General features: G+C 76.2%; 2 protein-coding genes. Both read left to right on the top strand.

Going from position 1 to position 5,705, the window contains the following annotated elements; all coding sequences use genetic code 11:
* On the top strand, positions 1-4,734 hold a 4,734-nt coding region (locus VKN16_25890), incomplete at its 5' end, for a translocation/assembly module TamB domain-containing protein (GenBank protein HME97653.1).
* Between the two features lie 10 nt (positions 4,735-4,744).
* Positions 4,745-5,705 (top strand): POTRA domain-containing protein (locus tag VKN16_25885; protein ID HME97652.1); only part of this gene is annotated, 961 nt, incomplete at its 3' end.

Raw genomic sequence — 5,705 nt, 5'->3', positions numbered from 1 at the left:
TTCGGCATGGTGGCCGTCGCGTTCGTGGCGTCGTGGGCGATCGTGCGGCTCTACGGACCGACGTTCACCCGCGAGCACGTCGCGGCCCTGCTGACCGATGCGCTGGGACAGCCGGCGCGCGTCGGCGCGGTGCGCCTTCGTCCCCTGCTCGGCCGGATCACGCTCGAGGATCTGGAGATCGCCCCGAGCGCCGCCTCGCCGGACGGGCTGAGCCTGCGAGCCGCCGCCATCGACGTGAGCCTCGACATCGCGAGCGTGTGGCGGCGTCAGCTCACCGTGTCCGCCGTCGCCCGGAATCTGCGCCTCGACTTCACGGTCCCCGCCACGAGCGGCGGCGGTGGTCTGCCGTTTCCGTTGCCGGAGTCGTTTGACGCGGGCCCGGTGCGCATCGGCATCGGCCGCGTCGCCATCAGCGGCGGCCACGTGGTGATCCGCCTGCCGGAGCCCGCGATGGTCCTCGAGATCGCGGATCCCGACATCACGGCGCGGCCGACCGGGGGCGATCTCGACGTCTTCGGCCGCGTCGGGGTCCTCCGCGTGGACGCGCTCGGCCGTCGCGAGCAGTTCGACGCCGTCACCCTCGACGGCCGTCTCGCCGCCGATGTTATCCGCCTCCGCCAGGTCGGCTGGCGCTGGCACGGCGAGGCGCTGCGCCTGGTCGGCGAGGTGCGGCGTCCGTGGGTGGCCGATCGCGAGGTGGTCCTGCGTCTCGACGGCGACCTGGCGCTGACCGCGCTCGCGCACCTGGCCGGCTCCGAGCAGACGCTCGACGGCAAGATCCAGCTGGCCCTCGACGGCCGGTGGGCCGGCCAGACGTTGCGCGTCGACGATCTGCAGGCCCGCATGGGCGAGGCGCGCCTGCGCGGACGCCTGGAGGCGACCGCGCAGGATGGCGGCGACACGCATCTCCGGCTCGACCTGCGCGACATCGCGCTGCCCGGCGCCCTGGCCGGTCTCGGCGCCGGCACCGCGAGCGCCGAGGGCCGCACGCGCGACGGCGGCCTCGATCTCACTCGCGCGCGGGCGGACTGGAGAGGGCTCGGCCTCTCGCTGGGTGGCCGCGTCGCGTCGGGCTCGTCGCTGGCCCTGCACGCCAAGCTCACCGCCGGCCTCGGAGAGATGGGCCGGGCACTGAGCCTCGGCCGGCTGACCGGGCGGGCCACCGCCACCGCCGATCTGACCGGACACGGTCAGACCCCGACGCTCGAGGGCCGCGTCACCATCGCCGATCTCGTCGCGGACGGGCACGTCGTGGAGGCCGCCGACCCGACATTCCGCTTCGCGCCGTCGCCGGGACCCGATTCGCGCTGGGAGGGCACGGTACAGTCCTCACGCCTGCGCTGGGACGACCTCGTGGTGGAGAGCCTCGCTGCCGCCCTCGCCGTCGACGGCCAGCGCGTGCAGGTGACCCGCGCGCGCGCCCGCGCAGCCGCGGTCCCCATCGAGGCCACCGGCGTGTGGGAGTGGGCGGGATCGGGACGCGGGCACGCCGAGCTGGGGCCGGTGCCGCTGCACGCGATCGCGGGCGTGCCGCCGGCCCTGCGGCTCGGCGGCACCGGCCGCGCCACCGTGGACGGCTCGGTGGATCGCGGGGCCGTCACCGCGACCGCGGTCGCCCGGCTCGACCAGACGAGCGCGGCCGGCGTGTTGCTCGGCGCGGGCCAGGCCGAGGTGCGCGTGCGCGGCGGCGCGCTGGACGGCGAGCTGTCGTTCCCGACGCGGCGGCTGCGGGCGACGGCCCGCGGCCGGCTCGAGGCCGGCGGCGCGATCAACGCGACGCTCGTCCTCGACGACCTGGCGCTGCCGCCGCTGCTCCGGGAGATCGGCTCGGGCGCGGCCGATCAGGTCGAGGGCCGCGTGTCGGCCCGCGGCGAGGCGTCGATCCCGCTCGCCCGGCCGGCGAGCGGCCGCGGCGTGCTGCGGGTGACGCCGGCCGCCCTGCACCTGCTGGGCGAGCCGTGGACGAGCGCGGGCCCGCTGGTGCTGCGCTGGGAGGGCCCGCGCGTGATCGTCGAGCGCTTCCGGCTCGAGGGCCCGGCCGGCCGGCTCGACGCGAGCGGCGCGCTGGCCGGCCCCGATCCGCACGCGCTCTCGATCGCGCTCGTGAACGCGCGGCTGCCGGGCGCCCTCGGAGCGCTCGGCCGCGGTGAAGCGCGCGCCGAGGCGCGGCTCGACGGCGGCGACGTGGAGCTGAGCCGCCTCGACGCGCAGTGGCCCGGGCTCACCGCCGCCGCCTCCGGCCGCGTGCGCGGCGACGGCGCCGTCGCGCTCACCGCCCGCGTCGAGGGCGAGCTGGCCCGCCTCGGGCCCGCGCTCGGCGTCGACGGCCTCGCCGGGGGCGCCACGCTCACCCTGGAGGGGCGCGGCCGCACCGACGCCCTCGAGGCGACCGGCTCGCTGCGCGCGCCGCAGATCCAGGTGCGGGGCGCCACCGTGACCGACGTGGACGTACCGCTGCGCGTGACCCGGTCGAGCCTGCGCGTCGAGAACGGCCAGGCGCGACTGGGCCAGAGCCGGCTCTCGGCCGACGCCAGCGTGACGTGGCCGCAGACCGGACCGTTGACCGCCGAGGTGCTGGCCGGCCAGACGCAGCTGCGCGCCGAGCTGCGCGTGCCCGCGGCGCGGCTCGAGGACGTCTCGCCGCTGCTGCCGCCGGCGGCCCGGGGGCGCGGCGCGCTGGCCCTGACCGCGCGCGCGGAGGGCACGCCGCGGGGGTGGCGCGTGACCGGCACGCTCACCTCGCCGCTGGTGGAGATGGGGCCCGGGCCGCTGCGGCAGCTGCGGGCGCTGTTCGCGCTGGACCCCGCGCGCATCGAGGTCACCGATCTCTCCGTCGATGCGCTCGGCATTCCCACCCGCGGCACCGCCACCTGGGCCTGGGCGGGCGGCGGCCGCGCGCAGGCCACGCTGGGGCCGGCGCCGCTGGCCCGGCTCGCGGTGATCCCGTCGGGCGTCGCCCTGCGGGGCACCGGGCGCGCCACCGTCGACGCCACGATGACGTCGGCCTCGGACCTCACCGGCACCGCGCGCGCGGTGCTGGAGGACGTCGCGGTGGGCGACGTCACGCTGGGCCGCGGGCAGCTCGACGCCTCGGCGCAGAACGGCGCCTTCCGCGCCGATCTCTCGTTCCCCGAGCCGCGGCTCCTGGCGAGCGGTCACGGACGCGTGGACGCGGCGGGCACCCTCGACGCCGAGGTCACGGTGCCGGATGTGGATCTGGCGCGGGTCGGCCAAATGCTGGGCCCGTCGCTCAGCGGCCTCGCGGGCACCGTGTCGGCGCGCGGGACGGCGCGGGTGCCGCTCGCCGACCCTGGAAACGGCCACGCCGTCGTCTCGATCGATCCGCTGCGCGTCGTCGTGGCGGGTGACACATGGGAGAGCACGAGCCCGATCCAGGCGCGCTGGGCGCAGGGCGGGCTCGCCGTCGCCGAGTTCCGCCTCGCCGGCAAGAAAGCCGGCTTCGTCTCGGGCGCCGGCACGGTGAGCGCCGATGGCCGGCTGGACGGGCGCGCGGTGGCTCAGCTGCCGCTGGCCATGCTGGCGGCGGTGCGGCCCGAGATCCGGGAGGCGGGCGGCACGCTCGATCTCACGGTGCGCGCATCGGGCGCGGTCGCCGCGCCCACGCTCGTCGGCGACGGGGCGATCCACCGCGGCAGTCTCGTGCTGCGCGATCGGCCGGAAACCCTGCGCGACATCGAAGCGCGCCTCGCCCTGTCCACCCAGGGGGTGCAGCTGAAGGACGCGACCGCGACGATGGGCGGCGGCCGCCTGCAGGCGCAGGGCGCGCTGGCGCTGCAAGGCTGGCAGCCCGGCGGATACCGCTTCCAGGTGCAGGCCAAGGACGTGGCGCTCGGCCAGATCGAGGGCTTCTCCAGCGCGTGGGACGCCGATCTCGAGCTGAGCGGCTTCACGCGCGAGGCGCAGCTCACCGGGAAGGCGCGTCTGGCCCGCGGCGCCTTCCGGCGCGATCTGACCGTGCTCTCGCTCGTGCTGGCGCCCGCGCACGCCGCCACCGTCGACCCGACCACGCCGATGCGGCTGCGCGTGCGCGTGGACCTCGACGACAACCTGGTCGTGCGCAGCCGCACCGCGGATCTTCGCGCGGGGGGTGTGCTGAACGTGGAGGGCACCACCGTGCGGCCGATCCTCTTCGGCGCGGTGGAGAGCCGGGACGGGCGCATCAAATTCCGGGGACGCGACTGGACGGTGACCAGCGCGATCGTGCGCTTCGCCGATCCGCGCCGCCTGGATCCCTACCTCGAGGTGCTCGCCACCTCGCGCATCGCCGAATACGACGTGACCATGCAGGTCACCGGCCCGGTGTCCAACATCGAGGTGCGGTTCAGCTCGACGCCCCGACTCTCCCAGAACGACCTGCTGTCCCTGGTCGCCTTCGGCGCGACCGGCGCCGCCCTGCGCGACTCGCCCGCCACCGTGCTGCTGGGCGAGGCCGGCCGCATGCTCGCCCAGAACGTGCTGGGTGTCGAGCCCAGCGTGAGTGGCCTGCGCATCAGCACCAGCTCCTCGTCGGACGGCGCCAGCGAAGTGCACGGCTTCCCGGGAGAGGACCAGCAGCGGTCGCCGGCGGTCGGGCCCTCGCGAAACTCGCCGGGCGGCCGCAGCGAGAAGGTGCACATCGAGTACCAGCTCCTGGCCCCGCTGTACCTCTCCGGCGAATACGACCGCGAGTACGGCTACGGCGCCGACGTCGTGCTCCGCTTCCGCTTCCGATGAGCCCGGTGACGTGAGCGGCGGCCGCGCGTGGGCCGCCCTGGCCACGCTGATGCTCCTCTCCGCGCTCGCGGCTCCCGGGCGCGCCGCGCCTCCCCTGGTCAGCGCGGTCGAGACCTCCTCGATCACGCCGTTGCCCGACGACCGCGTGCGCGCGGCCATCGGCGAGCTGCGCGGCAAGCCGCTGGCCCGCGACGCAGTGCGCGCCAGCCTCGATCGCCTGTGGGGACTCGGCCTGTTCTCGGCCATCCGCGTGGACGAGGTCCCGAAGCCCGACGGCATCGTCCTGCGCTTCGTGTTCACCACGCGCCCGCTCATCCGGAAGATCTCGTGGGAGGGGGAGCCGGGGCTCGACCTGGCCGAGGTGGCCGCGGTCGCGGCCCTCGCGGTGGGAGAGGAAGCGAGCCCGGAGCGGCTGGCCCGCGCCGAGCGCGACGTCCTGGCCCGCTACCACGAGAACGGCTACCTCGCCGCCCGGGCCCAGGTCCGCGCGGAGCCGGTGCCGGGCACCGGCGATCGCGACGTGACCGTCATCCTGAACGGAGGCGAGCAGGCGAAGATCGGCGAGGTGCGCCTGCTGGGCGAGACGGGGCTGCCCGTCGACCAGCTGCGCAAGGCGCTCGATCTCCGCGAGGGCAAGGCCTACCGCGAGTCGCTGGTGCGGGACCGCGTGCGCGCCGCCGAGGAGCGGCTGCGCCACGAAGGGTACTTCACGGGCCGCTTGACCGCGGGCAAGCCCGACTGGCAGCCGGGCACCAACCGCGTGAACCTCGACATCCAGGTGGCCGCCGGCCCTCGCTTCCGGGTGGAGTTCGAGGGGCGCCAGGCGGTCTCGCCGTCCGCGCTTCGATCGCGGCTCACCTTCGAGACGAGCGGCTCGGCCGACGAGGTCGAGCAGGAGGCGAGCGCGCTGCAGGTCGAGGCGGCCTATCGCGAGCGCGGCTACCACTGGGTCCGCGTCGAGCCGAGCGAGA

The organism is Candidatus Methylomirabilota bacterium (assembly GCA_035315345.1).
GTDB lineage: Bacteria > Methylomirabilota > Methylomirabilia > Rokubacteriales > CSP1-6 > CAMLFJ01.
The sequence above is the reverse complement of the archived record's forward strand: the minus strand, read 5'-3'. Positions and strand labels throughout refer to the sequence as shown.